The sequence below is a fragment of the Ensifer adhaerens genome, from assembly GCF_000697965.2.
GTDB lineage: Bacteria > Pseudomonadota > Alphaproteobacteria > Rhizobiales > Rhizobiaceae > Ensifer > Ensifer adhaerens.
This window is the reverse complement of the sequence record NZ_CP015881.1, coordinates 1,059,031-1,084,965: the sequence shown is the minus strand read 5'-3', so window position 1 is coordinate 1,084,965 and position 25,935 is coordinate 1,059,031. Positions and strand designations below refer to the sequence as shown.

Sequence of the window (25,935 nt, the reverse complement as noted above, 5' to 3'; positions counted from 1 at the left end):
TCACCTCCACCTGATTCGGAATCGCGTCAGAAGGATCGCGACAACCATCGTCAGTAACGAGGTGGCGACCATGACGTCGGCTATGTAACTCGGTACCTTGGCCACTCGGCTCATGGCATCTGCGCCGACGAAGATGCCGGCGACGAAGATGGCAGAGGCGATGACGCCGAGCGGATTCAGCATGGCCAGCATAGCGACGACGATGCCCGCGTAGCCGTAGCCTGGCGACAGGTCGAGCGTCAGGTTGCCTTTGAGCCCGGAGACTTCGGAAAAACCCGCGAGAGCGGCCAGTCCTCCCGAAAGCAACGCCGTCTTCATCAGAGTGCGGTCGACCAGAATTCCGACAAAACGTGCGCCCTCGGGATTGATGCCGACGGCGCGCATTTCGTAACCGAGAACCGTCTTTTTCATGACGATCCAGATGAGGACGGCCGAAGCAAGGGCGATGATGAAGCCATAGTGCAGGCGCTTGCCCCGGATAAGGCGCGGCAGTTGTGCTTCGGCAATGACCTTCTGCGATTGCGGCCAGCCGAGCCCCATCGGATCCTTGAGCACACCTTCGAGCAGCATCGACACGAACAGCAGGACGATGAAGTTAAGCAGCAACGTTGTGACCACCTCGTCGACGCCGAAACGCGTCTTCAGCACGGCTGGGCCGAGCAGAAGCAACGCGCCTGCGGCCATGACGGCGACCATAATTACCGGGATTAGAACAACCGAAGGCAGGGGCAGTGCGCCCGTTCCCAGCGCCACGGTGACGACGCCACCGATGTAGAGTTGGGCTTCTGCGCCGATGTTCCAGAGCTTTGCCCGAAAGGCGACGGCGATCGCCAAACCCGTGAAGATCAGTGGCGTCGCCCGGGTCAAGGTCTCTAGGAATGCGAACTGTGAGCCGGCCGCCCCCTTCGCCACAAGATAGAAGACGGACAGTGGGGAAGCGCCGGCGGCGAGAACCAGTACCGACGTCAGCACCAGTGTGGTGCCTATGGCAGCCAGCGGAAACAGCAAGGTGATCGCCAGGGACAGCGCGGGTTTCGGTTCAAGCCGCATGATCGCCGCGCTCCCCGCTGTGGCCCGCCATCAGTTCCCCCAGTTCCCGAATGTTGCGTTCGCCCCTTGCAGAGGGTGTGGAAAGGCGCCCCTTGAACATAACGAAGATGCGGTCGGACAATGCCAGGACTTCTTCGAGATCTTCCGAAATGAGCAATATCGCGGCGCCCCGATCTCGCGCTAAGAGCAGCATGCGATGAACATAGGCGACGGCGCCGACATCGAGGCCGCGTGTCGGCTGACTTGCCAGAATGACCGCGGGGTCGGCATCAAGGGCCCGGCCGAGAATGAGCTTCTGCATGTTGCCGCCTGAGAGTAGGCGTATGCGTGCTTCGGGCGAAGGGCATTTGACGTCGTAGTCGGCAATGAGTTTCTCTGCGAAACGCCCGGCGGCTTTCCAATTCAGGAAGCCCATGCGGCTGAACCGAGGGCTTCGGTAGCGTTCGGCGATGACATTTTCCGTCACGCTCATGTCGCCGATGCTGCCGATAGCGTGGCGGTCTTCCGGAATGCGGGCCACGCCATGTGCGAGCGCGGCGCGCGGCGACCAGTCGGCGACGTCCCGTCCAGCGATGGAAATGCTGCCGCTGGTGGGACGCCGGATGCCGGCGATAAGGGCAGCAAGGACAGCCTGACCATTACCGGCGACGCCGGCAATTCCGGTGATTTCACCGGCTGTGAGGGTGAGCGATACTTTGTCGAGGCCCGCCCCGTTGTAGGCCGTTGCGGAGACCTGTTCGAGTGCCAGCAGCGGTGCTCCGAGCTTCAGCGGACTGACGTTGGCTGGCTTGACCTCTTTTCCAACCATGAGCGCTGCCAGTTCTTTGCGATCGGTCGAACCTGTTTCGCGCTCACCTACGAGCTGGCCGGAACGCAGAACCAGCACACGATCGCTGACGGCCATCACTTCGTGTAATTTATGAGAGATAAAGATGATCGACAGGCCTTTGGCGACGAGCAGCTTCAGCGTCCGGAACAGTGCCTCAGTCTCGGCGGGGGTTAAGACAGCCGTCGGCTCGTCCATGATTAGGATTCGGGCTTCGCGATAAAGAGCCTTTAGAATCTCGACGCGCTGTCGCTCGCCGACTGAAAGGCTGGAGACGGTAGCTGTGGGGTCGACGGCGAGGCCGAAATCGGCGGACAATCGCTCGATGCGCCGTCGCGCGGCGGCCCGGTCGAGCCGCAGGCGCCAAATGCTCTGCGTGCCAAGCGCAATGTTTTCCTGCACCGTCATGTTGTCAGCGAGGGTGAAGTGCTGGTGAACCATGCCGACGCCGGCATCTATGGCAGCGCGCGGATCTCCCGGCGGCAGCGGCTTGCCAAATGCCTCGACGGTTCCTTCGTCGGCGACGTAGTGGCCGAACAGAATGTTCATCAGAGTCGTCTTGCCGGCGCCGTTCTCCCCGAGAAGTGCTATGACTTCGCCCTGCTTGAGTTCAAACGAAATGGCGTCGTTAGCCCTGAGTGGGCCGAAGCGCTTGCTGATGCGGGAAAGACGAAGGGCGGTTTTGCTAGACACGTCGGCGACCGGAAGAGGAGTTGTGGGGACTTCCTTTCCCGTCCAAGGAGAGAATGGTCGCTGTTGGCGAAGTGTAATTCCTGGTCCGCCACAGCCGACCACTTCTCCCATGAACGCGAGGAAGGAAGGCTAGGTCGACTTCGGCTCGGCGTCGTTGATCTCGACGGCGAACGAACCGTCCTTGATCATCTTTTCCTTTTCCGCGACCTTGACCTTGATGGCGTCCGGAACCTTGCTCTCAAAGGTGCCGAAAGGCGCCAGTGAACAGCCGCCGTTTTTCATGAAGGAATAGATGCCATAGTCGTCAGCCTTGAACGCGCCGGCCTTCACTTCGCTGATCGCCTTGTCTAGCGTCGGTTCGAAATGCCACAGTGCGGATGCGACAACGGTGTCCGGATAGTCCGCCTGGGTATCGATGACATTGCCGATGGCCAAGACCTTCTTCTCCTTGGCGGCGTCGGACACACCAAAACGTTCGGCATATAGCAAGTCCGCACCCCCATCGATCTGGGCGAAAGCGGTCTCTTTGGCCTTTGGCGGATCGAACCATGAGCCGATGAAGGCGACCTGGAATTTGGTGTCCGGGGCCACTTCCTTCACGCCGGCCATGAATGCATTCATCAGCCGGTTAACCTCTGGGATCGGATAGCCTCCCACCATGCCGATGTTCTTGGACTTCGTCATTGCGCCGGCGACAAGGCCGGACAGATAGGATGCGTCCTGGATATAGTTGTCGAAAACTGAGAAGTTCGGAATAGCGGCGTCGGGCTTGAAGCTCGAGCCCATCAGAAAGGCGACATCCGGGTAGTCTTTGGCAACCGTGCGGGCCGCATCCTCGACGCCGAAGACCTCGCCCAGGATCAACTTGTGACCTGCCTCGCAATACTCACGCATGACGCGCTCGTAATCGTTGTTCGCGGTGTTTTCCGAATAGACATATTCGATGTCGCCGCGCTCCTTGGCTGCATTCGCTGCCTTGTGGATACGACTGACCCACTGCTGCTCGACCGGAACGGTGTAGATGGCCGCCACCTTTATCGGATCCGCAGCGAGCAGACGGCCCGGCAGACCCGTCGCCGCCACCACGGCGGAAGCGCCAGCAGCTTTGATCAGGGTTCTTCTGGAAATGGCAAAATTGAAGGAATCGCTTTGCATTAAGTTCCCCTCTGATTGATTGCGCGTTTGGCGCGCGTCTTTTTTACCACTTGGTCAATGTAGGGGAAGTTGGAGTTTGCAGCAATTGGGGTGTGGTACGCCATTCAACCGGATATGACGCAGCTTGCGCGACAAGCTCTGTGCAGTCTGAAGAAAGACGTGTCGCGTCTGAAGCCGCTAACCGATCATTCAACGCGACAAGTTGGAGGCCTCACTTGAAGACCGAGAGCCGTGCGTACTTTGGGCGCAGTTTCGAGAAACCGGTTTCTTGGTTGCGACCTGGGCGAACAAGTTCCAGTGCGACCGGCAAAGCAAGTGTGAGATCGGGCTGAAGTCGATCCACTGCAGCTGTGTCCAACGACGTCTTTCGCGCTTCTCTTTCAATAGCGAAGATGGTTTAAGGTCGTGGCTGGGAGACTTTTGAAGGGGCCAGGTCACCCGGATCATGCGTTGTCCAGAGGCATGAGCAGTGGAGCCGGAAACTGGAGCTTCTATCCTGATAAAGAAGCGGAGGCGCGTGAATGTTTCTGATCGACCGTGAACTTGAGGCGCTCACCGTTTTTCGGCGCGACCTGCACCGGCGGCCGGAAGTCTCGGGCGAGGAGCGGGAAACGGCGGAAACGATCGTGGCGTCGTTGGCTGAGACGAAGCCGGACGCGGTGATCACCGGCCTTGGCGGGCACGGGGTGGCGGCAATCTATGAAGGACGCGAGCCGGGTCCGACCGTCATGGTGCGGGCCGAGCTCGACGGGCTGCCGATCGAGGAGATTTCGGAAATCGGCCACCGGTCGCAGATCGCGGGCAAGGGGCATCTTTGCGGCCATGATGGGCACATGACGATCCTGGTGGCGCTGGCGAGGGGACTGGGACAAATGCGGCCGGCCAAGGGCCGGGCGATCCTGATGTTCCAGCCGGCGGAGGAAAACGGCGCCGGTGCTGCGGCCGTGCTTGCCGACCCGAAATTTGCTGACATCAAGCCGGATCTGGTCTTCTCACTGCACAATTTTCCGGGATTACGCTTTGGCCATGCGGCCCTTCGCACGGGGCCGGTCAATTGCGCCTCGCGCGGCATGCGGATTTCACTGTCCGGCAAGACGGCGCATGCCTCGACGCCGGAGGACGGCATTGCGCCTACCTTTGCTGTTGCCGCGCTGCTTTCCAGGCTGACGGCGCTGGGTAACAACGGGCCGCTCGACGAGACCTATACGCTGGTCACGGTGACGCATGCGCGGCTCGGCGAGGCGGCCTTCGGCATCAGTCCCGGCTATGCCGAGATCTGGGCGACGCTCCGGACCCTGACCGACGCGCGCATGGCCGATCTCGTCGCCCGGGCCGAGGCGCTGGCTGCGAAAGAGGCCGGTGCTGCCGGCTTGAGGGTGGCAATCAGCTACGAGGACGTGTTCCACCAATGCAGCAACGCGGACGCCGCCGTGACGGCGCTTGAGCGGGCCATGGACGAGGAGGGCGTCAGCCGTGACCGCGGCGAGGGCGTGCTGCCAATGAAGGGTTCGGAGGATTTCGGGCTTTTCGGGCGCGTGGCGCCTTCGGCGATGTTCTTTCTCGGCGCCGGCGAGAACCACGCGCGGCTGCACAATCCGGACTACGATTTTCCCGATGACCTGATCGGCATCGGCGCCAAGGTCTTCATGCGGGCGATCCGTAACGAACTGGGGTGAGGGCGCCGGACGGTCGCTTGCACGGCGGGCGCCGTGACGGCACTCTCTCACAGTGCGCAGTTCCGGAGAAGAGCCGTTTCACGTCGCGTCGGATGTGCATAGAGGAGGAGCAGGCGATGAGGCAGTCCAGCATTCGTGTCGCGCTTTGCCTGGCGCTTGCCATCGCGGGGATGACCGCCGCTCAGGCGGCGGATACGCCGGCTGCCGACGCTGTTCCTGAGCCGCAGCAGACCGAGAATGCCAGCCTGCAAGACTTCATCAAGGCCAATCCAGATTGCCTGGAATTCACCGATCAATGCTCGCACTGCGTTATCGTTAATGGCATTGCCGAATGCTCGACGGCGGAGATCGCCTGCATCAAGCGAGAGAACCAGTGCACCAGGCGGATCGCTAAATGATGCATCCTGCAAATAGGACGTCTTCACGAACTCGTCGCTCACTGATCCCTGAAGCGCGGCGCAAAGGACGCTGCGGAGACGGCGTGCCTCCGATTTCATCGGCGATGTCGAAGGTGGCTCGGGCATGGTCTGGGGCCCGTTGGGGTGGTACTATCCCGAGCTTGATCGCGCCTTGGATTCGTTTCAACGCAGGCCGTACGGAGTTGTAGGAATGTGGAAGCTAGGCTGAGCCCAATTCCGCCAGTCGCTCCTGACATACCAGCTCAACGAGTCGAAGAAGATGCTCCGTCCGCTCTAGAAGCCAACTGAGCCCTTCTTCGGTAATCTCAAAGTGCTTCGAGTAGCGGGCCTTCACATAGGCTTCGTTGAGAATGTTGTACCAGGCGGTAAAACGATGCTGGTCGCGCGGCCAGGCGTCGATCAGCCGCTGGTCGCGATCCTCGGCGAGACCGCGGAGAAACTTGATATTGTGCGACGGTGGGCTGTAATTGGTTAGTGTGAGGAGCAGGCAAGAATAGGCGGTCTCCACTGCCTGGTGCAAATTAAACGCTGCATGATTTCGCTGTTCGTCAGAAATGGCGTACCGTGCCAACTGACAAAAATACTTCGCGCTTGCACATTGTCTCTCGAAATGCTCCCTCGCCACCCTGAGCGCGTCGGCAGGCGAGAGTCGTTTCGGCTCGGCCAGAGGCCGGTCGTCGAGTTCGTAGAGCACGATCCCTTCGCGCTGGATATCAACGAAGAAATACTGTCCGTCCGCAAGGAAGTTGTTCACCTCCCGGGCGCCATGGACGATCAGCCCGACGGGCGTCGAGACTCCTTTGTCCCACATCAATCGGTCGGTCGCCTTCTCCCAGTATTCCGGTTCTGCGAGCTTCTTCGAATTGACGATGACGAGGATATCATAATCGGAGCGATAGCCCTTCATCGTATGCGGTTCGTCAACAAAGGTGCCGCGGCCGTAGGAGCCGAAGAGGATGATTTTCAGGATCCGACCGCGCTTCTTGAAATCGGCCGAGCCGCCTTGGAGCGCATCGGCAAACTCCTCGTGGATGATCTCCACGACGCGCGCAAGCTCGCGCTGCTTCTTCTCGGGAAGATGTTCCAGGCTCGTTTTCATACTCAACCGATAGGATAAAGACGATTCGCCGTCTACTGCAGGAATTAATGGTTTTTGCATTATTAAAAAATAACAGATTGATCTATATGGGAGATTAATGGATGATCTGTCTCCGTGTGGAATGATTTGCGCGGATGCAGAGGACAGGCGAATGGAATTCCGCCAAATGAGATGTTTTGCAACCCTAGCCGAGGAGTTGCATTTCGGGCGCGCTGCGGCGACGCTCTCCATGGCGCAGCCCGCCCTTAGCGTGCAGATACAAACGTTGGAAAGGGAGCTCGGCGTGCAGCTTCTCATCCGCTCTACGCGGCGTGTTCAACTGACAAAAGCCGGCGAAGTTTTTTACGAGCGGTGCATCAATGTTCTGCGGGAGATCGAAAACAGTTCCGCTGTCGTGCGGGCCGTTGCGGGCAAGAATGTCGATCGGATCACCATCGGAACCATATATCCCGCGACCTTCGGTGTCTTGCCGCTTTTTCTGAACAAGCTCGGCAAGCGATTTCCCGATATTCAGATCCACGTGAGCAGTGGTTCCACCGATGCAATCATCCGCGACCTGGAGAAGGGCCGTATCAACCTTGGCTTCATCCGGCCGGTCGAAAACATCGGATCGCTCCGTTGGCAGAGCATCGCCAACGAACGATATCTTCTGGCGGTGCCACTTGGCAGCCGGCTTGAGACGGCGGAGACCGTCACAATGAGCGATCTGAAACAGGAGCGGATCATCTCCTTTTCCCGCTCAAATCTATCTTACACGGAAAAGTACTTCTTCGAGCAGTTCAGAAAATTTGGCCTTCTCGATCAGGTTGCCTGTAGTTGCGACGACACGCTCTCCTTGGTTTCGCTGGTCGCGGCCGGGATGGGAGTAGGTTTCGTGCCGGAATGGACCAGAGATTTGCCCCACCAGTCGTTCCGCCTTCGGGAAGTGGAGGGGGTGGATTTCACGATCGGCATGGGGCTTGCCTGGAACAAAGAGGACCCTACCGCGAACCGTGAAGAGATCGTGGAAATTGCCCGCACGCTGGCGGCATCAAGATCGCTTAAAGCTGTGGGCGACCATTCCGGAAGAAACAACACCAAGCGCCCTCTGCCGGCGCATGGCGAGTAGATAGGTAGGTGGCAACGTAGGCCGCCAGAGTTTGGCGACGATGGCGCTTGGACCTTCAAGGCGAGTTTTGGCAAGCACAAACTCGCCGGCTGCTTCCCAAACAGTCCAGAGCGTCGTGGGCCGAGTATTGTTTGAGTAAGACGAGAGGGCAGAAAAGGAGGAGAAGGTGAAGGGCTGGTTTCAGAAGCTAACCGATGTTTCCACCGTGGCGCGCACCAAGGAGATGTTCAATGAAGCGCTCACCGAGCTCGCGCAAGAGCTCGGCTTCGAGTATTACGCCTACCTTAATCTTCAACCAATCGGAACATTCGCCGTTTCGAATTATCATCCCGAATGGCAGGATTGGTACTTCGCCAAAAGCTTCAACGAGATCGATCCCGTGATCCAGATTGCAAGGTCGACGATGAAGGCGTTCACCTGGTCTTCCGCAAATTCAAGGACTGTCCGATCGAGGCGCGTTCGGCAGTTTTATCTGGATGCCGCCGGTTTCGGTATTCGGTCGGGGATCACCATGAATAGCACCGAGATTTGTAGACGCCTTCTTTCCTAATTTTGAGGCAAGAAGAGCATCATGAGCAAATCGAATTTCAGCGAAGAGTTTAAGCGTGACGCGGTGCGCCAGATCACGGAGCGAGGCTATCCGGTTGCTGAGGTTTCGCAGCGTCTCGGCGTCAGCCAGCATTCGCTCTACGAATGGAAGAAGAAGTTTGCTGCGTCGAACGCCAAGGGCAACGACGAGACCGAGGAGATCAGGCGGCTAAAGAAGGAACTGGCTCGCGTTACCGAGGAGCGAGATATCCTAAAAAAAGCGGCCGCGTATTTCGCCAGGGATGCAAAGTGAAGTACGCGTTCATTGCTCTGCATCGCTTGCAGTTTTCGGTGCGGACGATGTGCCGCCTTCTGCGGGTTCATCCCAGTGGATTTTACACCTGGCTGAAGAACCCGCTGAGCAGGCGAGCCAACGAGGACAAACGACAGACCGATCTGCTCCTGAAGGCATGGGAAGAGAGCGGGAAGGTCTACGGTTATCGCAAGCTGCACGACGACCTTCTCGATCAGGGCGAGATATGCTGCCCGAACCGGGTTGCGCGTCTGACCCGTCTCGCCGGGATCAAGGCGCAGATTGGCTACAAACGCCGTCCCGGCATCTATGGCGGCAGGCCTGCCGTCGCTATCGACAACACGCTCGACCGGCAGTTTGACGTAGCGGCTCCGGACAAGGCCTGGGTCACGGACATCACCTATATCCGGACCTGCGAAGGTTTTGCTTATTTGGCCGTCGTCATCGACCTCTATTCCCGCCGGGTCATCGGCTGGGCGATGCAGAGCCGCCAAACCACGGACGTCGTATTGCAGGCTCTGCTCATGGCGGTGTGGCGACGCAAACCGAAGGACAAAGTGCTGATCCACTCCGATCAGGGCTCGCAATTCACCAGCATGGACTGGGCCTCGTTCCTCAGGCACCACAATCTGGTTCACTCGATGAGCCGACGCGGCAACTGCCATGACAATGCGGTGGCCGAGAGCTTCTTCAATCTTCTGAAGCGAGAGAGGATACGTCGCAGGGTCTACCGTTCACGCGATGAAGCTCGCCAGGACGTGTTCGACTACATCGAAATGTTCTACAACCCGAAACGCAAACACGTCAGGAACGGGATGCTGTCACCCGTCGAGTTCGAGAAGCAGCAGAAAATCTAACCCGAGGGTGTCTACGAAACTCGGGGCTATTCACCATTCCAGTCGCGACTGCGTTCAGACGTATAGCAATGCTGACCATGGCCTCACACAAGCCTTCCCTCTCGCTGAAAGGTGATGTCGATCCGGTAGCGGCCGCCATGGCGGTCGCCCAGCTTCATGTGCGGATCGAGCAAACGAACATTGAGCCTACAGCAAAACCGACCATCGCTTTGACCACTAGACAGGCGCTTATGCTCAAGTGGGCGTCCGAGGGCAAATCCATGAGAGCAATCGCCGACATCGAGAACATGAGCTACTGGAACGTCAACTTCCACATGAATAATGCGCGCAGGAAGCTAAATGCCTACTCGCTTCCGCAGGCGACGGCTCTGGCGACGAAGCTAAAGCTGATTTGAAGCCAGGCGCATCGCTGCCAAGCATCTGAAGTCGAGGTTTTGAGGAGTACAGATGGAACAGGTGGTGAACAAGCGTCCGGATCTTCTACGGACGCTTTCGCGTGAACGGCTTGAGGCACTCGTGCTCGAACGCACCGAGAGCGACGAGGGTTTTGCCCTTTGGCTCGATGCCAGATTTGCGGTTTTGGTGGCTGACGAGGCAAGCACGCTGCTCGATCCTGTGCCGTTTCGTCGTCGCGCCGAAGCGGTCTTCTCTTCGACCGGTTCGGGGCGCCATCGGCATAGCTGGGGCGAGCGGACTGCGGGTATCGATGAAGCGGCGCTCGAACAACTGATTGACGAGGCTGAACCTTTTTTGCCGTAGGGCGCGGCGACCATGCATTGACGATCTTGAAACCCGTGGCCGCGGGGCTGGCCGCATGTTGGCCGGAAAACGCCGATTGGGATGAACCCCTGAACGAGTTTCTTCCACGGCTTGATCAATTGATCGCGCAAGCCGCCCTCATGAATGGTGTCTCACAGGAGGCGCGCGATGACCTCGCCGGCGAACTGGCCGACTGGCAGGGCGAACTCGCAAAATTTGGCGCCGACGATGCCTTTGCTACTGCCATTGCAGCTTGCATGCAAGGCTGGGACGAGCCAGGCCTTCAGGCCACGCTCGCAGGGCTTGGGCAAAGCTGGCCGCCTGGGGGAAGTAGCGATCCGCTCGAGGAAGATCTGACACGGGTCCGACTTGCCGCGCTCGAAGCCATGGGGCGCGGTGAGCATTTCCTCAACCTGTCCCGTGCGGCGGGTTTTCATTGCGACCATGCCGTGAAGCTGGCGCAGACGGGGCGTGTCGATGAGGCGGTCGCGCTCGCCCATGTGCGCCTGACTACCCATGGTGATCTCTTGCGGCTTGCGGAGGCCGTCGCGGCTGTCGGTCGGGTGGAAGCCGCGATCGACGTTGCGGCCTGGGGACTGTCGCGAGACGGGTGCGGCGAAGGCGAAGAAAACTGGCATCACAGAACAGGCAGGGCAATGCTGGCACGCTGGCTGCGCGAAAAGGCGCATGAGGCGGGCAATCGGGATATGATGTTCAAGGCAACGCAAGTAGCCTTGGAAGAAAGCCTTGCACGGGAAGATTTCCGCGTGGCCAAGAAACTCGTTGCTCCGTCGGATTGGCCGAAGTTGCGGGAATTGCTGCTTGCGGCGCTGACGGCGGCACCTTACGCCTATGAGCGGATCGAAATCCTGCTCGACGAGGACTTGGTCGCCGACGCCGTTGCTTGCATCGACCTGCAGGAAACGCGTTTCTTCAGTCCACGTCACCCTACGCTGGGTCGACTTGCTGAACGGGCATTGGCGGATCACCCCGATTGGGTGATTGTCCTTGCATGCCGCATGGCCGACCCGATTATGTCTGAAGGAAGATCAAGCCGCTATGAGACGGCCGCATTGTGGCTCGGGATTGCCGCCCGCGCGTATAAGGCTTGCGGGCGGTCCGGCCAGTGGCTTGCGCACCTTGATGGGCTTATCGAGCAGCACCGGCGCAAGCACAAGTTGCGACCGCTACTGGAAGAGCTGCGGCGCACGGCCAAGTGAATAAAGTACCTCTTGGGAAGCTGTCCTGTAAGTGAATATCAGATGCAGGTATTCGCCTGACGGCCGTCGAAAAGCAGACCTGGATGGCCGAGTTGAAGTTTTCGGCCCCAAACTAACGCCTACTTGGAAGGTCACGAAGCTGCTCGAAGGTGCTGCGCCGAGTGGTCAGCGTGCGGGCCGGTTCAACGCCGCCGTCGCGTGCCGTTGTTAGTGTCGAAAAAAAATCACTAAGTTCCGGGTTTTTGCTGCTCCGGACTTAACCTCAGGCGATCGAAAACGTCCGGGCAGAACTCAAACTGCCTCGCGGTTCCTCGTCCCATCGAGTTCTTCACGATCGTTTCGGTCAATATGCCCCGCTCAATGAGAGGATCGATCGATTCCGCCACAGCATTGCGGGTCAGTCCCGTAATTTTAGTTATATTCGAGAGGGTTAGCTTTTCGTGATTTTGATGCATCATGTAGAGCACTGTCATCATTCCGACCTGCTTCAAACGCGATTGCGGCGTCTCTCCCTCAACTGGTTTGTCGAAAACTTCCTGCAGAGCATAAGCCGAAAACAGCTGGCTCTGCCAATGGGCATTAAGTGCGCTTGTCATTTTTTATACTGTCAGATATATGATTGTAAAACGCGTCGCGAAATCGCGCCGCTATTAGGATTGCGCACAATCGCGTTAGTGAAGGTGGTGGCCATGAACAAGTCTCTTACACGGGCATTTGTCGCTGCAGCCAGTTTAGCGCCATTCTATCTTGTTTTCGAGAGTAAAGCGCAAGCGGGCGAATGGGGGTGCCAGGTTATCCTGTGCCTTTCCAATCCGAGCGGTCCGACGCAATACGCGGAATGCCGGGCGCCAATCCACAGGCTCTGGCGCGCGCTTGCAAGAGGGCGCTCCTTTCCCACTTGCGGCAGCGTTGGGTTTCAGGCCTCGCGCCCTCGATACGACCCCTATTATTGCTCTGACGGTTATCGCCTGACAACGCGGTATGGAAACCATGGGCTCGAAGCGAGTTGTATCTCGACCACGCCACAGACCGTCTCGAACGCTGAATGCTACTCCAACGATGATCGGAGGAACTCATCGGCAGTGTGGCGGCGGAGAGACGGCCGTACGTGTCAGCGCTATGTAACGACACGACCGAACGTCCGGCCGCAACCCCATTACATCGACGTGATCATCGACGGGGTTGGCAAGCAACGAGTGTGGTACTGAGCATGCCTGTAGCCTTCCTCGATTTGGCGCAAACGTGCGCACCCACAATTGCAAGCGAGACGCTCGCCGCCATCGTCAGCCTTGAAAGCCGGTTCGAACCCTTCGCCATCCGGGTCAACAGCGGCGCAACACTCTCGGTGCAGCCCACGACTAAGGTGAAGGCGATCGCAATCGCCACGTCATTGGCAGCCGAGCGGCACGACATACAGCTCGGCCTCGGCGGCATCGGCATGGAAGAACTCCGCAAGCTCAACCTTTCGATTTCAGATGCCTTCGACCCATGCCGCAACCTCCGGGCCACGGCGACCATTCTCGACGGGTACTACCGGCTGGCGGTGAAAGCGGGCGCGGACCCGAGCCGGGCCGAACAGGTGATGCTGCACTCCTACTACGGACGGAACGATCCATCTGTCGGCGCGATGGTCAGGTACGATGAGCAGGTCCGCCAGGAAAAAAGCCGGCTCGCCAGCACCATCACGACGCGCATGATCGAAGATGATGGACGGGAAAGGGAGCTCAACGAAGCGCCTCTTGTCGAGGCGATCGGCGATGCCCGCAAGGACGAGGCCCTGGCCGATCAAACGGTGTCGGTGCCGTCCTGGGACGTTTTCAGATCGAGACGGAGGTCCTCCGTCCTCGTGTTTCAGAACAGTCATATGGAGGAGAGTGAATGACTTTCAGCGCCCGTATCCGCCCGATCGCCGCATCCGCCGTAATGGCAACGGCCATCCTCGCATCCATGGTCGAACCTGCCTTCGCGCAGGCGGCCGGCATCGAGACCGTGCTGCAGAACATCGTCGAAATGCTGACAGGCAACATCGCCAAGCTTCTGGCCGTCATCGCGATCATCGTGATCTGCATAGCCTGGATGTTCGGCTACATGGATCTGAGGCGCGCAGGGTTCTGGATCATCGGTATTGGCGGCATCTTCGGCGCTACCGAACTCGTGAACACCATCGTCGGAAGCTGACGCCATGGCGAGTTCGCGGCAAATCCTTGAGGAAGACACGCTGTTCATCGCTTGCACCCGTCCGGCGATGATCGCCGGCGTGACGATGGAAGCCATGGGCATGAACATCATGCTGACGACCATTCTTTACATCGTCGCCGGCTCGATCGCCTACTTGGCTGTTGGCGTCGTCTTTCACCTCATTTTCCGCGCGCTCGTCAAACACGACCACAACATGTTCCGCATCTTGCTGGCTTGGGTGGACACACGCGGCCGGTCGCGCAACAGCGCCTTTTGGGGCGGAGCGACGCTTAGTCCCCTGAAGCTCGCCCGCAAATACGATGAAAGGGACCTCGGATTTGCCTAGCCTGACCACACTTAGATCTCGCGAACTCGGTCCGGAGACCTTCATCCCTTATGTCCGCCATGTCGACGTGTCGACGATCGCGCTCGATTCCCGGGCGCTGATGGTAATGATCGCGCTCGAAGGCGTCTCTTTCGAGACCGCGGATGTTCTCGACCTGAATACTCTCCATCGGGACCTCAACACGCTCTATCGGAACATCGCCGACGAGCGGCTTGCCTTGTGGACTCATCTCATCCGCCGTCGCGACAACAGCTATCCGGAAGGCACGTTCACCACACCTTTCTCGGCGGCGCTCAATGATAAGTATCGCGCGCGCATGGTTGGGGAGGACCTGTTTCGCAACGACCTCTATCTGACGATCCTGTGGTCTCCGGCCCGCGATCCGTCCGACAAGGCGGCAAGGCTGCTGGCGCGCTTGCGTCGGGCACGTCAGGCCGGGGCCGAACTCGACGAGGAGGCCCTCAAGCAGCTCCGCGACAAGGTCGTCGATGTCACAGCGGCGTTGAAACGCTTCGAACCGCGCGTGCTGTGCCTCTACGAACGTGACGGCCTGTTGTTCTCGGAGCCGAGCGAAGTGCTGCATCAGTTCGTCGGCGGCCGTCGGGAGCCGATCCCGCTGACGGAGGGGCGTATCGCCTCGGCGATCTACTCGGATCGTGTCATTGTCGGCCGCGAGACAGTCGAGATCCGGCACGAGGCCGAAAGCCGCTTTGCCGGCATGCTGAGTTTTAAGGAATATCCGGCCAGAACTCGGACCGGCATGCTCGACGGTGTGCTCACTAGTCCTTTCGAACTGATCCTGGCGCAATCCTTCTCCTTCGTCTCGAAGGCGGACGCCCGCGTGATCATGGGCCGCAAGCAAAACCAGATGGTCAGCAGTGGGGACAAGGCGGCCTCACAGATCGAGGAACTTGATGGGGCGATGGACGATCTGGAGTCCAATCGGTTCGTGCTAGGCGAGCACCACCTGACGCTTTCCGTCTTTGCCCCATCGGTGAAGGAACTGACCGACAATCTCGCCAAGGCGCGCGCCGGCCTAACCAGTGGAGCCGCCGTCGTCGCGCGCGAGGATCTCGGCCTCGAGGCGGCCTGGTGGGCGCAACTACCAGGAAACTTCCGCTATCGCGCCCGGTCCGGCGCGATCACGTCGCGCAACTTCGCGGCGCTCGCACCATTCCACTCCTACCCGATCGGTCGGAAGCACGGCAATGAATGGGGACCTGCCGTCGCTCTTCTCAAGACGGCGTCGGGGTCACCGTACTACTTCAATTTCCATTATGGCGATCTCGGCAACACTTTCGTGTGCGGACCGTCCGGTGCCGGCAAGACCGTGCTTTTGAACTTCATGCTGTCGCAGCTGGAGAAACATGACCCGCATGTTGTGTTTTTCGATAAGGACAGGGGATCTGATCTCTACGTGCGCGCCGCCGGCGGCACCTATCTGCCGCTGAAGAATGGTGCCCCGACCGGGTGCGCTCCCCTGAAGGCACTGGAACCGACGCCGGACAACAAGGTGTTTCTCACGCGCTGGGTCGGCAGGCTTGTCGGCTCGGCAACACGGGAACTGACGGTGACCGAACTCCGCGATATCGCCGTCGCCATCGACGGCCTTGCCGACTTGCCGGTGGAGCGCCGGACGATCGGCGCGCTCAGGACCTTCCTCAACAACGCCGATCCCGAAGGCATTGCCGCGCGACTGCGGCGGTGGGAGAGAGGGGGGCCGCTCGGTTGGGTGTTCGATAACATCATTGAGGACATCGGCTTCGACGGCAAATTCGTCGGCTATGACATGACCGATTTCCTCGACAACGAGGAAATCCGCACGCCGCTGATGGCCTACCTCTTTCATCGCGTCGAGCAACTGATCGATGGCAGGCGCATCATCATCGTTATCGATGAGTTCTGGAAGGCGCTCCAGGATGAAGGGTTTCGCGATCTCGCACAGAACAAGCTCAAGACGATCCGCAAGCAGAACGGGCTTATGCTCTTTGCTACGCAGAGCCCGCGCGATGCGATCGTATCGCCGATCGCTCATACGATCATCGAGCAATGCCCGACGCAGATCTTCCTACCGAATTCCCGCAGTAACCACGCGGACTATGTCGACGGCTTCAAGCTCACCGAGCGGGAGTATGAACTCATTGCACGCGAGCTCTCCGTCGAGAGCCGCCGATTCATATTGAAGCAAGGACACAATAGCGTTGTCGCCGAACTGAACCTAGGCGGTTTCGACGACGAACTTGCCATCCTCTCCGGCCGCACCGCGAATGTCGAACTCGCCGATGCCATCCGCACAGAAGTCGGCGACCAGCTCGCGGATTGGCTTCCGATTTTTCAGCAAAGAAGGAGTTTGAGCTAATGGCTTCTAATCGAATTCACGGCGCGGCAATAGCCGCGGCGCTCATTCTCTCCGCCGGCACGGCAGCCGGGCAGGGGATCCCGGTGATCGACCGAACCGCGATCGCCAAGCACCTCGAGAGTATCGCCCAACTGAAAGCCCAGCTTGATGCGCTCAATCAGCAGATAGAGCAGGCGCAGCAGCTTTACGGCTCGCTCAACAAGATCACCGACATGGCGGATGTTGCCGGCGTCTTGAACGATCCTGCCGTCCGCAAGGCGCTGCCTGGGGACTTTAACGTCATCGAGGGGCTGTTCAAGGGAAGCGGAACGGGCGTGTTCGGCGATACGGCCACGAAATTCCTTGATGGTAATTCGACCTATCGGACCAGCGCAGAGGACTTCTACGCGCAGGAGCTTTCGCGCATTCAGAACAAGAATGCCGGGCAGATGAGCCTAGCGCAGCATATCTTCGATGCCGCGGCCAAGCGCGTCGATGGCATTGACCAACTCCGCGAGAAGATTTCGACCGCGGCTGACGCCAAGGACATAGCCGACCTTCAGGCGCGACTTCAGGCGGAAACAGCTTTCCTCCAGACCGATGTACTGCGCATGGAGGCCCTCCGAATGGTCCAGCAGGCACAGGCCCAAATTGACGAGCAGCGCAAGGCGGAAGACTGGCGCCGGCGCCTCGACGCGATGGGGGCGGCACTGCAATGAAGAGGCATGTCGTTCTTCTCGCTGTCCTATTGGTTAGCTGCTCCGAGCAAGCCGAGCGCACCTACACTGTCGACGAACTCATCGCCGACGAGGCCCTGCTGTCCGAAATCATCGCGACGTGTCGCAACAACCCTGGTGAATTAGGCAATACCCCGAATTGCCAAAACGCCGCGGCCGCAGACTTTAAGGCCCGTCTTAAGCGGATGTGAAAGGCACCTGGAGGTTGAGGGCATGTATCAGGTCTTTGCCTTCGTCGACGAGCAGTTCAAGGCCCCGCTGGAGACCTTCATCTCCGACGGGACCTCGAACATCTCAGAGTGGATTTCGGGCCCCCTGACGGCAGCGGTCACGCTCTATGTCGTGCTTTACGGCTATCTCGTGCTCCGCGGCTCGGTCCAGGAACCGATCCTCGACTTCGCATTTCGGACGATCAAGCTCGCCATCATCGTGATGCTGGTGAGGGACGCCGACGAATACCAGACCTACGTCACCGACATCTTCTTCGAGGGATTGCCGCGTGAGATTTCGCAGGCGTTGAACACCGGCGCAGCACCAAGTGCCTCAACCTTCGACAGCCTGCTCGATAAGGGGCACGCGTGTGCCAAGGAGATCTGGGCCCGCTCCTCTTGGCCGGTCGATTTCGTGACAGGCATCGGCGGCATGATGGTCATTGGCGCGAGCTTCATCGTCGCGGCGATTGGCTATATCGTATCGCTCTATGCCCGGCTGGCGCTCGCCATCGTGCTCGCCATCGGTCCGATCTTCGTGGCCCTGGCGATGTTTCAGGCGACGCGGCGCTTCACCGAGGCGTGGCTGGGACAGCTTGCGAACTTCGTGATCCTCCAGGTGCTCGTCGTCGCCGTCGGCTCACTGCTGATCACCTGCATCGATACGACCTTCACGGCAATTCAAGGATATACCGACGTGCTGATGCGTCCAACCGCGCTCTGCGCCATCTGCCTCGCTGCCCTCTATGTCTTCTATCAGCTTCCGAACATCGCTTCGGCGCTTGCCGCCGGCGGCGCGTCGTTGGCCTACGGCTACGGCGCTGCACGCGACGCCCACGAAAGCACGCTCGCTTGGGCGGCGTCCCATACCGCCCGTGCGGCCGGACGCGGTGTCCGGGCCATTGGTCGAACCTTGAGCCCGAAAGGCTCGGGATCGTGACGCTTTTCGCACGAACAAGAAAAAGGCTCTTCAGGAATGATCAGAACATTTCCGCTGCTGTGCATGGCGGCTGCCTTAAGCGGCTGCGCATCGCTGACGTATCCGCTCCCGAATTGCGATGGCTATTCGCGCCGCGCCCTCAATCGCTCGATGTGGCAGTGGGAAGACAATAGCAACGTCAAACAGAAACAGTCCTATGCGGGACCGGCGACCTCTCAGTCCGTCGCCACCGCTTATGTCGAAGAGGGCAGGGAACCTTCCGCCTTTGCTCAGTCCGACGTTGACGCCTCCTATCGTCCATGCGGGGGCTGACGCGATGGTCTCCGGCGACGAACTCAAGACATACTTTGACAAGGCGCGGCGCTTCGACCAGGAACGCATGCTCCAGGTCGAGCGCTCTTCACGCGTTGCCTGGTCCATTGCCGTCGCGGCAAGCATTCTCGCCGGCGCTTCGATCCTTGCCGTTGCCGGCCTCACGCCCTTGAAATCGGTCGAGCCGTTTGTCGTGCGGGTCGACAATTCGACAGGTATCGTTGATGTCGTCTCGGCGCTGACGTCGACGCCCGGCACCTATGACGAGGCCGTGACCAAATACTTCGCCGCGAAATACGTCCGCGCTCGCGAAGGCTACGTCTGGAGCGAGGCAGAGGAGAACTTCCGCACAGTCGCGCTTCTCTCGACGCAGCCGGAGCAGGCTCGGTTTTCGGCCCTCTATCGCGGCAGCAATCCGGAGTCGCCGCAGAACACCTATGGGCGCGGCGCCACCGCACGCATCAGCATCGCCTCGATCTCGCTGATAAATTCGCATGTCGTATCCGTCCGTTACATGCGCACCATCATCCGCGGGGAAGAAGTCCGGACAACCCATTGGGTTGCGACGCTGACGTTCTCCTATGCAAACGCGCCGATGTCGTCGACGGATCGGCTGGTGAATCCTCTCGGTTTTGCCGTCAGCGAATACCGAGCCGATCCGGAGGCCATCAACTGATGCGGACTATTTTCATTGCTACTCTCCTCCTTACGACGTCCGCCAGCACCGCATCTGCACTCGAAATTCCGCGCGGCGCGGCGCAGGACAGTCGTGTCCGCTTTGTCGATTACCAGCCCTACAACATCACTCGCATCATCGGCTCATTGCGTTCTTCGGTGCAGGTGGAGTTCGCGGCCGACGAGGAGATCGCCCATGTTGCGCTGGGCAACAGTGTAGCTTGGGAGGTGGCGCCGGCAGGAAACATCCTGTTTCTCAAACCGCGGGAAAATCAGCCGGTCACCAATCTCTCTGTCGTCTCCACTCGGCGCGACGGCTCGACCCGAAGCTACCAAATGGAACTGATGGTGCGGGACGGAAAAGTGGAGGTGGGTCATAACACCTACTTCTACGTCAAGTACCGCTACCCGGCCGATGAAGCGCAGCGGCGCCGCCAAGCTGCGGCGGCGCGAGCGATCGCTGCTCAGTCGAAGGAGGCCGACAATGTCTTGGCCACTCATGAGGGCTATGGTCCTCGGAATTGGCGTTATTCGGCGCAGGGCTCCCAGGCGCTGGAGCCGCACTCGGTCTACGACAATGGCAAGGTTACGACATTTGCCTTCGTCGGCAATCAGGAAATACCCGCGATCTACATCGAGAACTCAGACGGTAGTGAAAGCCTGGTGCCGAAATCCGTAGACGGCAATCTTGTCCTGGTCCACGCGATTGGCCGGAAGTTCATCCTGCGGAGGGGACGGGACGTGCTCTGCGTCTTCAACGAGGCCTATGACCGCGTCGGTATCAACCCGGACACCAACACGACCTCGCCGTCGGTCGAGCGGGTCGTTCGGACTGAAGCCGGCGCGGCGCAATAGGAGACAGTCATGCTTGAGGAAGATGAAAACCGGATACCGGGGGAGCGTGGCGAAACGGTTCCCGGGGGGAGGGTCGATAACAATCCTGTCTTGAAGCGCGGCGCGGTTGCGCTGGCTGTTGTTACCTTTGTCGCTTTCGCCCTGTGGTCGATGAGCGGTGAGCACACTCCGACGGACACAACCAGACCCGAGCGGGTTGTCATCCGGCAAACAGCGAATTTCGAGCCGGTCAAGGAGAAGATGGAGCCGGTCCAAGCCGTGCCGGAAGTGAAGCTGCCGACCCCGCTCGCCGCAGAGGAGGTGGAGGACGAAGATCCGCTGCTTGACTCGGCGCGCCGGGCGCCGGTCATCGCCTTCAGCGGTGGACAGAAGAACACAACGTCGCACCGCGAGATCGCGGATCCGGAGGTGTCCGCGGACAGCCATTTCGTGCCGCTTGATGGAAGCAGGGTGGGTCAGAACTCCGCCAACGCCGACGAACAGCGGTTCAACGGGCTGCTACGGCCGACCAGGCTTGAGGGCTCGCGCGCCGGCACGCTCGGCAATCGAAACTTCGTAGTTGCAATGGGATCGTCAATTCCGTGCGTATTGGAAACTGCCATGGCATCCGATCAGCCCGGCTTCACCAGCTGCGTAATCGACCGGGATATTCTATCGGACAATGGCCGGGTTGTGCTGATGGAGAAAGGTACGCAAGTTGTTGGCGAATATCGGGGCGGCCTCCAGCGAGGACAGAAGCGTCTCTTCGTGCTCTGGAACCGCGCGAAAACCCCGAACGGCGTCATCGTCACCTTGGCCTCGCCGGCAACGGATGCGCTCGGCCGGGCGGGCGTGAATGGCTACGTCGACACTCACTGGTGGGAGCGGTTCGGGAGTGCGCTTCTCCTGTCCATCGTCGGCGATGCCACGAGCTACGCCAACAGTCGCCTGCGTAACAGCGACGTCGACACGGAGAACACCACAAACGCAGGCCAGCAGGCGGCAGCCATCGCTGTCGAGCAATCGATCAACATTCCGCCAACGCTCAATAAGAACCAAGGCGAGCTTGTCTCGATCTTCGTCGCACGCGATCTCGACTTTTCCGGTGTTTACGGATTGCGCGTGATCGGGCCGAAAAACAAAATCCTTGACCGCGCGGTGCTGGGAGATGTCCGCCCGCGGTCGACGCGCGTGACGAAGTAGGGGGTGGGTGATGACCGAAGGTCCTGATGCGACAGTCGTTCGTGAACTTCTGTCTCCGTTCATGCCGTACCTTGACGACCCCTCGCTCTACGAAGTGATCGTCAATAGGCCAGGGCAGGTGCTGACAGAAGGCTCCGGTGGATGGCGGACCCATGATCTGCCGGAGCTATCCTTTGAAAAGCTGATGCGCCTCGCCAGGGCCGTGGCTAGTCTTTCCCATCAATCCATCGATGAAACGAGACCGATCCTGTCGGCAACACTGCCGGGGAATGAGCGAATCCAGATCGTCATCCCGCCTGCGACCACTCGGAACACGGTCAGCATCACCATCCGGAAGCCCTCGTCTGCCGCATTAAGTCTTGGCGACCTTGAGCAGGGTGGCTTGTTTACTGACATGGCGCCCGGCAGTCACATGGCCGGTGCGACGGACCGGAAACTCATCGATCTGCATCAAAGGGGCGCGTGGGCCGAGTTCCTTCGCCAGGCGGTGCTGGCCCGGAAGAATATCGTTATCTCAGGAGCGACGGGGTCGGGGAAGACAACGCTCTCCAAGGCACTCATTCGTCATATTCCGGATGATGAGCGGGTCATCTCTATCGAAGACACGCCGGAACTCGTGATTCGTCAGCCGAACCACGCGCGGTTATTCTATTCCAAGGGAGGTCAGGGGCTCGCCAAAGTTGGCGTGAGGGAGCTCCTGGAATCCTGTCTGCGCATGCGGCCCGATCGAATCCTACTGCAGGAACTGCGCGATGGGACGGCTTTCTATTACATCCGCAACGTGAACTCTGGGCATCCCGGCTCAATCACAACGGTGCACGCTGACTCCGCGAGATTGGCGTTTGAACAGTTGACCCTTCTGGTAAAGGAATCGGAGGGCGGACAATACCTGCAGCGCACCGACATTCGCGAACTCTTGAAAATCGCCATTGACGTCATCGTACAATGCAAGCGCATCGATGGGCAGTTTCGCGTAACGGAAGTCTATTTCAGGGCCCATTGACGAATAGATGTTTAGGAACGGCACTGGAACGACGATCTATCTCCTTAGGTCGTCGTGTCGCACATTGCCAAACCGCACGCTGCGCGCGATAAAAATCCGATGCTGGCTAGTGATTTAAGGAACGTGCTTGAGGAGCTCTACAACGCCGGCGCCTATCGGGTGCCGGGAGATGAAATCTACTGGCCACCGGAACTGCACCCGACGGTCTTTCGCGCCCTGAACATGCAATACATCACGCGAAGAGAGGTAGATGACGGTCGCGTTGAATTCTCGCTGACACAAGCTGGCTACCAGGCGATCAATGCCGAGGTGCCTTGGTCCGTCATCCTGCGGCGGCGACTGCGACATTTTTTCCGCTTCGACAAAGGTCGCTAAGTATTCGCCTCCCTGCTGAAATCCGGAACGTTGATCGGGATCAAAGGAATAGGCCGCTCCAGGCACTAAGCTTCCTCTGGAGCTTGGAAGAGGAGGATCCCATGTTTCGCAATATTCTTATACCCACCGACGGCTCGCCCTTAGCAACAATCGCTGTCGATGCAGGCATAACCTTTGCAAAGGACGTCGGCGCACGAGTGAACATCCTTGCCGTTACCGAACCATTCGACCTCTATTCGGTCGATCCCGAGCAGTTGTCGAGCACGCGCACCGAATACGAGGCGCTGGCCAGCAAGCATGCCGCGGAAATGCTCGCGGCTTTAGCGCGCAAGGCTGCGGCGGAAGGCGTGGAGTGCCAGACGGAGCAGGTCCGCAGCCACGAGGTCTACCGCGCAATCTGCGACCAGGCGATATACAAAGATGCCGATCTCATCATCATGGCGTCCCATGGTCGCAGTGGCGTCGGAAGCCTGATGCTCGGCAGCGTAGCTGCCAAGGTGCTGGCTCACTCCACGATACCGGTATTGATCTATCGCGCGAAGAAGTGAGGCGACGTCGCGCGACGCCTCGTTGATGTCCTACATACGCCGCCAACGCGTTGTCGGCGTTCGACGAACCCCGACGAGGAGGGACGCGCTTTTCCATAATGGCAACGGCCCGGTGGTCTCTCGACCCCGAGCCGTTCTTCATCATCCTTGGAAGGATAAGGCGCCCTCGTGGGCGCTGGAATTTGTTAGCCGCGGCGCGTGTCGGGGAAGTTCGCCGGATCAATGCCCAGCGTGTGCAGGTCGCTTGCCTTCGGGCGGCGGTGACCTTCGACAGCGGCGGCGGCAGCGCTAGCAGCGCCGAGAACTGCGAATGCACGACCGATGAAACCCTTGTGATAGGTTGTGGTAGTCATCTTCTTGCTCGCTTTCGTTTTCTCTTTGATGAGCAAAAGATGGGGTTTGGTCGGTCTTATTGCAATGCACAATCGGACAGGCCAGCCATGCAACGGAAGCACGCTGCTTCAACTTGGGACGAGTGGGCGTCGGACCGTCTGCCCTCTTGAGCCGGGTCTATGAAGTGGCGGGGGCTGAAGATGCCGGCTGCCGGAAAAACAACGGCTCGGTGGTCTCTCGACCCCGAGCCGTTCTATCCTTGGGAGGATAAGGCGCCCCTCGGGGCGCTGGAATATGTTAGCCGCGGCGCGTGTCCGGGAAGTTCGCCGGATCGATGCCCAGCGTACGCAGGTCGCTTGCCTTCGGGCGGCGGTGACCTTCGACAGCGGCGGCGGCAGCGCTAGCGGCGCCGAGAACTGCGAATGCACGACCGATGAAACCCTTGTGGTAAGTTGTGGTAACCATCTTCTTGCTCGCTTTCGTTTTCTCTTTGATGAGCAAAAGATGGGGTTTGGTCGGTCTTATTGCAATGCACAATCGGACAGGCCAGCCATGCAAAGGAAGCAGGCCCGGTCGGTTTTCAAACCGGCCGGGCCTTCGGATAGGCCTTGGGAGGAGGCGCTATGTCGATCGGGTCCGAAAGGGGTTCCGGACCCGATTGTTTTGGGGCTTAGTCTTCGTTGGCGGCGAGCTGCGCAAGGACTTCGCCGCGGCCACGGGCCCGAAGGATGAGCGGTACGATCAGCGCTGCAGCTGCGATGATCAGGAGGCCTGCGGCAATCGGCGAGGTGAACAGGACCGAGTAGTCCCCCTGGCTGATCGCGAGCGCGCGGCGCAGCTGCTGTTCGGCGAGCGGGCCCAGGATCAGGCCGACGACGACAGGCGCGATCGGATATCCAAAGATGCGCATCGCGTAACCGAGCAGGCCGAAGGCGAGCAACATGCCGAGCTCGTAGACCGACGGGTTGGCCCCGATCGTGCCGAGCGTGGCAAACAGCAGGATGCCGGCATAGAGCCAAGGCTTCGGAACTGTCAGCAGCTTCACCCAAAGACCGATGAGCGGCAGGTTCAGAACCAGCAACATGAAGTTGGCGATCAGAAGGCTGGCGATCAGGCCCCAGACGAGCTGCGGATTGGTCGCAAACAGCAGCGGTCCGGGCTGGAGGCCATACTGCTGGAAGCCGGCAAGCATGATCGCCGCGGTTGCCGTGGTCGGCAGGCCAAGCGTCAGGAGCGGCACGAGCGTGCCAGCGGCCGAGGCGTTGTTGGCCGCTTCCGGACCGGCGACGCCTTCGATCGCGCCATTGCCGAATTCTTCCGGATGCTTCGTCAGACGCTTTTCGGTGGCGTAGGACAGGAAGGTGCCGATCTCAGCGCCGCCAGCCGGCATGGCGCCGATCGGGAAGCCGATGAGGGTACCGCGCAGCCACGCCTTCCAGGAGCGTGCCCAGTCGGCCGCATTCATCCATACAGAGCCACGGACGGCCTCGACCTTGTCGGGCCCCTTGTCGCCCTGTGCAGCGATGTAGAGCGTCTCGCCGATGGCGAACATGGCAACGGCGAGCGTCGTGACTTCGATGCCGTCAAGCAATTCGGGAACGCCAAAGGAAAGACGTGCCTGGCCGGTCAGTTGGTCGATGCCGATGACTGAAAGCGCCAGGCCGACAAACAGCGATGTCAGACCGCGAAGGGTGCTGTCGCCGAAGGCGGAGGAAACGGTGACAAAGGCGAGAACCATCAGCGCGAAATATTCGCGCGGACCGAAAACCAGGGCCAGCTTGACGATGTAAGGCGCGATGAAGGCAAGAGCAAGCGTGGCGATCAGGCCGGCGACGAAGGAGCCGATCGCGGCCGTTGCCAGTGCGGGCCCGCCGCGACCCGCCCTCGCCATCTTGTTGCCTTCGAGCGCAGTCACGATCGAGGCGCTTTCACCGGGCGTGTTCAACAGGATCGACGTGGTCGAGCCGCCATACATGCCGCCGTAATAGATGCCGGCAAACATGATCAGCGAGCCGCCGGGATCGAGACGGTAGGTGACCGGCAGCAGGAGCGCCACGGTCAGTGCCGGGCCGATGCCGGGCAGGACGCCGACCGCCGTGCCGAGCGTTACGCCGATCAGCGCGTAGAGCAGGTTCATTGGCTGCGCAGCAACCAGCAATCCCTGCATCAGGAATTCAAAAGTAGCCATGGTCGTCGGCCCT

At 59.7% G+C, this 25,935-nt stretch carries 31 protein-coding genes; 23 read left to right on the top strand and 8 right to left on the bottom strand.

What is annotated here, in order from left to right; all coding sequences use genetic code 11:
• The 3 genes from FA04_RS24615 to FA04_RS24605 all read right to left on the bottom strand — a co-directional run bounded on the left by FA04_RS24615 (position 1) and on the right by FA04_RS24605 (position 3,724).
• Positions 1–1,050 (bottom strand): ABC transporter permease, encoded by a 1,050-nt coding sequence (locus tag FA04_RS24615; protein WP_034800187.1) that lies wholly within the window; start codon positions 1,048–1,050, stop codon positions 1–3.
• Entirely contained in the window at positions 1,040–2,569 is a 1,530-nt protein-coding gene (locus FA04_RS24610) for an ABC transporter ATP-binding protein (protein WP_034800186.1), read from the bottom strand. Before FA04_RS24610 ends, FA04_RS24615 begins: the two co-directional genes overlap by 11 nt.
• A 129-nt stretch (positions 2,570–2,698) precedes the next feature.
• Complete coding sequence (locus FA04_RS24605; RefSeq protein WP_034800184.1) at positions 2,699–3,724, bottom strand: BMP family protein; 1,026 nt, start codon at positions 3,722–3,724, stop codon at positions 2,699–2,701.
• Positions 3,725–4,245: 521 nt separating this feature from the next.
• Between FA04_RS24605 and FA04_RS24600 the strand changes: the two genes are divergently transcribed.
• Together FA04_RS24600 and FA04_RS24595 are read left to right on the top strand one after the other, a co-directional pair.
• A complete protein-coding gene (locus tag FA04_RS24600; protein WP_034800183.1) occupies positions 4,246–5,400 on the top strand; it encodes an amidohydrolase in 1,155 nt (384 codons plus the stop codon).
• A gap of 116 nt (positions 5,401–5,516) precedes the next feature.
• Positions 5,517–5,798 carry a hypothetical protein gene (locus tag FA04_RS24595; RefSeq protein ID WP_034800276.1) on the top strand — a complete coding sequence of 94 codons (282 nt, stop codon included), beginning with the start codon at positions 5,517–5,519 and terminating at the stop codon, positions 5,796–5,798.
• Positions 5,799–6,018: 220 nt separating this feature from the next.
• Here the strand turns inward: FA04_RS24595 and FA04_RS24590 are convergent, their stop codons facing one another.
• Positions 6,019–6,918: a nucleotidyltransferase and HEPN domain-containing protein gene (locus FA04_RS24590; RefSeq protein ID WP_034800182.1), complete on the bottom strand. Its 900-nt coding sequence runs from the start codon at positions 6,916–6,918 to the stop codon at positions 6,019–6,021.
• 151 nt (positions 6,919–7,069) lie between these two features.
• On the opposite strand from FA04_RS24590, the gene FA04_RS24585 reads away from it, so the two are divergent.
• From FA04_RS24585 to FA04_RS24555, 6 genes are all read left to right on the top strand, one after another.
• Positions 7,070–8,026, top strand: a complete 957-nt coding sequence (locus FA04_RS24585) for a LysR family transcriptional regulator (protein ID WP_082936580.1) — start codon at positions 7,070–7,072, stop codon at positions 8,024–8,026.
• Positions 8,027–8,192: 166 nt separating this feature from the next.
• Positions 8,193–8,576, top strand: coding sequence for an autoinducer binding domain-containing protein (locus FA04_RS24580; protein WP_234798777.1), 384 nt, complete (start codon positions 8,193–8,195; stop codon positions 8,574–8,576).
• A gap of 21 nt (positions 8,577–8,597) precedes the next feature.
• Positions 8,598–9,724, top strand: a protein-coding gene (locus FA04_RS24570) for an IS3 family transposase (protein WP_156553061.1) whose coding sequence is annotated in 2 segments (ribosomal slippage) — positions 8,598–8,826 and positions 8,826–9,724 — 1,128 coding nt in all. Because the reading frame shifts where the segments join, the coding sequence is not laid out codon by codon here.
• A 68-nt stretch (positions 9,725–9,792) separates the two neighbouring features.
• Positions 9,793–10,119: a LuxR C-terminal-related transcriptional regulator gene (locus FA04_RS24565; protein WP_064817034.1), complete on the top strand. Its 327-nt coding sequence runs from the start codon at positions 9,793–9,795 to the stop codon at positions 10,117–10,119.
• Positions 10,120–10,171: 52 nt separating this feature from the next.
• On the top strand, positions 10,172–10,483 hold the full coding sequence (locus tag FA04_RS24560; RefSeq protein ID WP_034800532.1) for a hypothetical protein: 312 nt from the start codon (positions 10,172–10,174) through the stop codon (positions 10,481–10,483).
• A gap of 17 nt (positions 10,484–10,500) precedes the next feature.
• Positions 10,501–11,703 (top strand): hypothetical protein, encoded by a 1,203-nt coding sequence (locus tag FA04_RS24555; protein ID WP_034800533.1) that lies wholly within the window; start codon positions 10,501–10,503, stop codon positions 11,701–11,703.
• A gap of 227 nt (positions 11,704–11,930) precedes the next feature.
• Here the strand turns inward: FA04_RS24555 and FA04_RS24550 are convergent, their stop codons facing one another.
• Positions 11,931–12,299, bottom strand: coding sequence for a transcriptional regulator (locus FA04_RS24550; RefSeq protein WP_034800538.1), 369 nt, complete (start codon positions 12,297–12,299; stop codon positions 11,931–11,933).
• A 93-nt stretch (positions 12,300–12,392) separates the two neighbouring features.
• Here FA04_RS24550 and FA04_RS35935 point away from each other — a divergent pair, with 93 nt between their 5' ends.
• From FA04_RS35935 to FA04_RS24480, 15 genes are all read left to right on the top strand, one after another.
• Positions 12,393–12,911 carry a hypothetical protein gene (locus FA04_RS35935; protein WP_082936579.1) on the top strand — a complete coding sequence of 173 codons (519 nt, stop codon included), beginning with the start codon at positions 12,393–12,395 and terminating at the stop codon, positions 12,909–12,911.
• Between the two features lie 2 nt (positions 12,912–12,913).
• Positions 12,914–13,585 carry a lytic transglycosylase domain-containing protein gene (locus tag FA04_RS24545; RefSeq protein ID WP_034800540.1) on the top strand — a complete coding sequence of 224 codons (672 nt, stop codon included), beginning with the start codon at positions 12,914–12,916 and terminating at the stop codon, positions 13,583–13,585.
• Complete coding sequence (locus FA04_RS24540; protein WP_034800542.1) at positions 13,582–13,881, top strand: TrbC/VirB2 family protein; 300 nt, start codon at positions 13,582–13,584, stop codon at positions 13,879–13,881. Before FA04_RS24545 ends, FA04_RS24540 begins: the two co-directional genes overlap by 4 nt.
• Before the next feature lie 4 nt (positions 13,882–13,885).
• Entirely contained in the window at positions 13,886–14,227 is a 342-nt protein-coding gene (locus FA04_RS24535; protein ID WP_034800543.1) for a VirB3 family type IV secretion system protein, read from the top strand.
• Positions 14,220–16,586, top strand: a complete 2,367-nt coding sequence (locus FA04_RS24530) for a VirB4 family type IV secretion/conjugal transfer ATPase (protein WP_034800545.1) — start codon at positions 14,220–14,222, stop codon at positions 16,584–16,586. Before FA04_RS24535 ends, FA04_RS24530 begins: the two co-directional genes overlap by 8 nt.
• Positions 16,586–17,284: a P-type DNA transfer protein VirB5 gene (gene virB5 / locus FA04_RS24525; protein WP_034800547.1), complete on the top strand. Its 699-nt coding sequence runs from the start codon at positions 16,586–16,588 to the stop codon at positions 17,282–17,284. The genes FA04_RS24530 and virB5 overlap by 1 nt, the downstream gene beginning before the upstream one ends.
• Complete coding sequence (locus FA04_RS24520) at positions 17,281–17,493, top strand: EexN family lipoprotein (protein WP_034800549.1); 213 nt, start codon at positions 17,281–17,283, stop codon at positions 17,491–17,493. Before virB5 ends, FA04_RS24520 begins: the two co-directional genes overlap by 4 nt.
• Positions 17,494–17,515: 22 nt before the next feature.
• Positions 17,516–18,451, top strand: coding sequence for a TrbL/VirB6 family protein (locus tag FA04_RS24515; RefSeq protein ID WP_034800551.1), 936 nt, complete (start codon positions 17,516–17,518; stop codon positions 18,449–18,451).
• Positions 18,452–18,487: 36 nt separating this feature from the next.
• A complete protein-coding gene (locus FA04_RS24510; protein WP_034800553.1) occupies positions 18,488–18,763 on the top strand; it encodes a hypothetical protein in 276 nt (91 codons plus the stop codon).
• Positions 18,764–18,767: 4 nt separating this feature from the next.
• The gene (locus FA04_RS24505) at positions 18,768–19,439 is read left to right on the top strand and encodes a VirB8 family type IV secretion system protein (protein ID WP_034800555.1); all 672 of its coding nucleotides are present in this window, start codon (positions 18,768–18,770) and stop codon (positions 19,437–19,439) included.
• Positions 19,439–20,293, top strand: a complete 855-nt coding sequence (virB9, locus tag FA04_RS24500) for a P-type conjugative transfer protein VirB9 (protein WP_034800558.1) — start codon at positions 19,439–19,441, stop codon at positions 20,291–20,293. Before FA04_RS24505 ends, virB9 begins: the two co-directional genes overlap by 1 nt.
• A 9-nt stretch (positions 20,294–20,302) precedes the next feature.
• Entirely contained in the window at positions 20,303–21,475 is a 1,173-nt protein-coding gene (gene virB10 / locus FA04_RS24495; protein WP_034800560.1) for a type IV secretion system protein VirB10, read from the top strand.
• A 10-nt stretch (positions 21,476–21,485) separates the two neighbouring features.
• Positions 21,486–22,478 carry a P-type DNA transfer ATPase VirB11 gene (virB11, locus tag FA04_RS24490; protein ID WP_034800562.1) on the top strand — a complete coding sequence of 331 codons (993 nt, stop codon included), beginning with the start codon at positions 21,486–21,488 and terminating at the stop codon, positions 22,476–22,478.
• 54 nt (positions 22,479–22,532) lie between these two features.
• Positions 22,533–22,853, top strand: a complete 321-nt coding sequence (locus FA04_RS24485) for a hypothetical protein (protein ID WP_156553059.1) — start codon at positions 22,533–22,535, stop codon at positions 22,851–22,853.
• 101 nt (positions 22,854–22,954) lie between these two features.
• Complete coding sequence (locus FA04_RS24480; RefSeq protein WP_034800566.1) at positions 22,955–23,401, top strand: universal stress protein; 447 nt, start codon at positions 22,955–22,957, stop codon at positions 23,399–23,401.
• 185 nt (positions 23,402–23,586) lie between these two features.
• Here the strand turns inward: FA04_RS24480 and FA04_RS24475 are convergent, their stop codons facing one another.
• The 3 genes from FA04_RS24475 to FA04_RS24465 form a co-directional block, all read right to left on the bottom strand.
• Complete coding sequence (locus FA04_RS24475) at positions 23,587–23,754, bottom strand: hypothetical protein (protein ID WP_089045876.1); 168 nt, start codon at positions 23,752–23,754, stop codon at positions 23,587–23,589.
• 277 nt (positions 23,755–24,031) lie between these two features.
• Positions 24,032–24,199 carry a hypothetical protein gene (locus tag FA04_RS24470; RefSeq protein ID WP_156553057.1) on the bottom strand — a complete coding sequence of 56 codons (168 nt, stop codon included), beginning with the start codon at positions 24,197–24,199 and terminating at the stop codon, positions 24,032–24,034.
• A gap of 205 nt (positions 24,200–24,404) precedes the next feature.
• The gene (locus tag FA04_RS24465) at positions 24,405–25,922 is read right to left on the bottom strand and encodes a tripartite tricarboxylate transporter permease (protein ID WP_034800572.1); all 1,518 of its coding nucleotides are present in this window, start codon (positions 25,920–25,922) and stop codon (positions 24,405–24,407) included.
• Positions 25,923–25,935 lie beyond the last annotated feature (13 nt).

What these genes read in the sequence shown, in the direction of transcription:
- FA04_RS24615 (WP_034800187.1), bottom strand. Translation starts at nt 1,050, where the DNA reads ATGCGGCTTGAACCGAAACCCGCGCTGTCCCTGGCGATCACCTTGCTG.
- FA04_RS24605 (WP_034800184.1), bottom strand. Translation starts at nt 3,724, where the DNA reads ATGCAAAGCGATTCCTTCAATTTTGCCATTTCCAGAAGAACCCTGATC.
- FA04_RS24600 (WP_034800183.1), top strand. Translation starts at nt 4,246, where the DNA reads ATGTTTCTGATCGACCGTGAACTTGAGGCGCTCACCGTTTTTCGGCGC.
- FA04_RS24595 (WP_034800276.1), top strand. Translation starts at nt 5,517, where the DNA reads ATGAGGCAGTCCAGCATTCGTGTCGCGCTTTGCCTGGCGCTTGCCATC.
- FA04_RS24590 (WP_034800182.1), bottom strand. Translation starts at nt 6,918, where the DNA reads ATGAAAACGAGCCTGGAACATCTTCCCGAGAAGAAGCAGCGCGAGCTT.
- FA04_RS24585 (WP_082936580.1), top strand. Translation starts at nt 7,070, where the DNA reads ATGGAATTCCGCCAAATGAGATGTTTTGCAACCCTAGCCGAGGAGTTG.
- FA04_RS24565 (WP_064817034.1), top strand. Translation starts at nt 9,793, where the DNA reads ATGCTGACCATGGCCTCACACAAGCCTTCCCTCTCGCTGAAAGGTGAT.
- FA04_RS24560 (WP_034800532.1), top strand. Translation starts at nt 10,172, where the DNA reads ATGGAACAGGTGGTGAACAAGCGTCCGGATCTTCTACGGACGCTTTCG.
- FA04_RS24550 (WP_034800538.1), bottom strand. Translation starts at nt 12,299, where the DNA reads ATGACAAGCGCACTTAATGCCCATTGGCAGAGCCAGCTGTTTTCGGCT.
- FA04_RS35935 (WP_082936579.1), top strand. Translation starts at nt 12,393, where the DNA reads ATGAACAAGTCTCTTACACGGGCATTTGTCGCTGCAGCCAGTTTAGCG.
- FA04_RS24545 (WP_034800540.1), top strand. Translation starts at nt 12,914, where the DNA reads ATGCCTGTAGCCTTCCTCGATTTGGCGCAAACGTGCGCACCCACAATT.
- FA04_RS24540 (WP_034800542.1), top strand. Translation starts at nt 13,582, where the DNA reads ATGACTTTCAGCGCCCGTATCCGCCCGATCGCCGCATCCGCCGTAATG.
- FA04_RS24535 (WP_034800543.1), top strand. Translation starts at nt 13,886, where the DNA reads ATGGCGAGTTCGCGGCAAATCCTTGAGGAAGACACGCTGTTCATCGCT.
- virB5 (WP_034800547.1), top strand. Translation starts at nt 16,586, where the DNA reads ATGGCTTCTAATCGAATTCACGGCGCGGCAATAGCCGCGGCGCTCATT.
- FA04_RS24520 (WP_034800549.1), top strand. Translation starts at nt 17,281, where the DNA reads ATGAAGAGGCATGTCGTTCTTCTCGCTGTCCTATTGGTTAGCTGCTCC.
- FA04_RS24515 (WP_034800551.1), top strand. Translation starts at nt 17,516, where the DNA reads ATGTATCAGGTCTTTGCCTTCGTCGACGAGCAGTTCAAGGCCCCGCTG.
- FA04_RS24510 (WP_034800553.1), top strand. Translation starts at nt 18,488, where the DNA reads ATGATCAGAACATTTCCGCTGCTGTGCATGGCGGCTGCCTTAAGCGGC.
- FA04_RS24505 (WP_034800555.1), top strand. Translation starts at nt 18,768, where the DNA reads ATGGTCTCCGGCGACGAACTCAAGACATACTTTGACAAGGCGCGGCGC.
- virB9 (WP_034800558.1), top strand. Translation starts at nt 19,439, where the DNA reads ATGCGGACTATTTTCATTGCTACTCTCCTCCTTACGACGTCCGCCAGC.
- virB10 (WP_034800560.1), top strand. Translation starts at nt 20,303, where the DNA reads ATGCTTGAGGAAGATGAAAACCGGATACCGGGGGAGCGTGGCGAAACG.
- virB11 (WP_034800562.1), top strand. Translation starts at nt 21,486, where the DNA reads ATGACCGAAGGTCCTGATGCGACAGTCGTTCGTGAACTTCTGTCTCCG.
- FA04_RS24480 (WP_034800566.1), top strand. Translation starts at nt 22,955, where the DNA reads ATGTTTCGCAATATTCTTATACCCACCGACGGCTCGCCCTTAGCAACA.
- FA04_RS24475 (WP_089045876.1), bottom strand. Translation starts at nt 23,754, where the DNA reads ATGACTACCACAACCTATCACAAGGGTTTCATCGGTCGTGCATTCGCA.
- FA04_RS24470 (WP_156553057.1), bottom strand. Translation starts at nt 24,199, where the DNA reads ATGGTTACCACAACTTACCACAAGGGTTTCATCGGTCGTGCATTCGCA.
- FA04_RS24465 (WP_034800572.1), bottom strand. Translation starts at nt 25,922, where the DNA reads ATGGCTACTTTTGAATTCCTGATGCAGGGATTGCTGGTTGCTGCGCAG.